This window comes from Devosia insulae DS-56, assembly GCF_000970465.2.
GTDB classification, from domain to species: domain Bacteria; phylum Pseudomonadota; class Alphaproteobacteria; order Rhizobiales; family Devosiaceae; genus Devosia_A; species Devosia_A insulae.
This window is the reverse complement of record NZ_LAJE02000330.1, coordinates 1-1,505: the sequence shown is the minus strand read 5'-3', so window position 1 is coordinate 1,505 and position 1,505 is coordinate 1. Positions and strand designations below refer to the sequence as shown.

Genomic DNA, 1,505 nt, shown 5'->3' with positions numbered 1-1,505 from the left:
GGAAACCATTAGGCTCAAATGGCATGGCAGGCTCCAAATCAAGTCTCGCAACTCGATTTTATGCCAGATCACCTGGCGGTGCCTGCCTTGCACCACCCCAAACAAACAAAAATCCCGGACACTAGTGCGCTTTCGCGGGGATGACACCGAGTGGGTGGGGCGTTCCGAGGCAATGGCTGAACAAAACAGGCGGCCCTGAGGCCGCCCGGAACTTCGTATCGCTCGGACCCAATCAGGCGCGCGGCTGCGGCACGATGCGCAGGTACGGCTTCAGTGTCTTCCAGCCTTCGGGATATTTTTCGCGCGCCGCTTCGTCGGAGACGGCGGGGACGATGATCACGTCTTCGCCCGATTTCCAGTTCACCGGCGTCGCCACCTGGTGCTTGGCGGTGAGCTGCAGGCTGTCGATGACGCGGATGATCTCGTCGAAGTTGCGGCCGGTGGAGGCCGGGTATTCGATCTTGAGCTTCACCTTCTTGTCCGGCCCGATGACGAACAGCGAGCGCACGGTGAGGCTGTCGTTAGCGTTGGGGTGGATCATGTCGTACTTGGTGGCGATCTCGCGATCGACGTCGGAGATCAGCGGGAAGTTGAGCGTGGTGCCCTGCGTCTCGGCGATGTCGGCGGCCCAGCCGGCATGGTTCTCGAGCTTGTCGACCGAGAGGCCCAGCACCTTGACGCCGCGCTTGTCGAACTCGGGCTTCAGCTTGGCGGTGTAGCCGAGCTCGGTGGTGCAGACCGGGGTGAAATTCTTCGGGTGCGAGAACAGCACGGCCCAGCCGCCGTCAATGTAATCGTGGAAGCGGATGCGACCTTCGGTGGTCTCCGCCTCGAAATCGGGGGCGGTATCGCCGATGAGAATTGCCATGATGAACTCCTTGATGCGGGTCGTTGCCGTTCCCGGCGCTTACCGCGCGCAACTATCGAACGCGGCCCAGTCGAATGCGACTGCGCCGCATGAAATCTTTTTGTGTTTTGCCGTCAAGCGGCAACAACCGCTTCCGTGAGGGCGCGGTCGGCAGCAAAATCAGCGTGATAGAACGAAACGGTGAAGCGCCGGGGGTCAGATGAGGCCGCTGGCGAAGCCGCGCTCGAGGGCGACGGCGATGGCCATGGGCGGAGTCAGCGCCAGGGCCAGCGACAACGGCTGACTGAGCCGCGCCACCCGGGCGATGAGGAACACCAGGACGATGAACAGCAGCGAAGCGCCGATGGTCGCCGAGCCCTGCTGCAGTGGTGGCAGCCAGCTGAACATGATCATGCCTCCAGAGACCCGCGGGCGGGCATCGCAGTGAGCCTGCACGCTCAGGGCTTGCCCGGGGGTTGCCGGGTTCGGTCGGGGTTGAATCGAGTTTGAACGAACCTCAGTGGTGCCGACCTGCCGACACCAGCTTCGCGATCGCCTCCCTCCCCCTTGAGGGGAGGGATTGAGGGAGGGGGTGGTGCGGTGATCACCGATGGACCCCCACCCCCAACCCCTCCCCTCAAGGGGGAGGGGTTGGGGG

General features: G+C 63.4%; 2 protein-coding genes. Both read right to left on the bottom strand.

Going from position 1 to position 1,505, the window contains the following annotated elements; all coding sequences use genetic code 11:
* Window positions 1–232 precede the first annotated feature (232 nt).
* Window positions 233–868: a peroxiredoxin gene (locus tag VW23_RS21850; protein WP_069911612.1), complete on the bottom strand. Its 636-nt coding sequence runs from the start codon at window positions 866–868 to the stop codon at window positions 233–235.
* A 195-nt stretch (window positions 869–1,063) separates the two neighbouring features.
* Entirely contained in the window at window positions 1,064–1,255 is a 192-nt protein-coding gene (locus VW23_RS21845; protein ID WP_141728443.1) for a hypothetical protein, read from the bottom strand.
* Window positions 1,256–1,505: the final 250 nt, after the last annotated feature.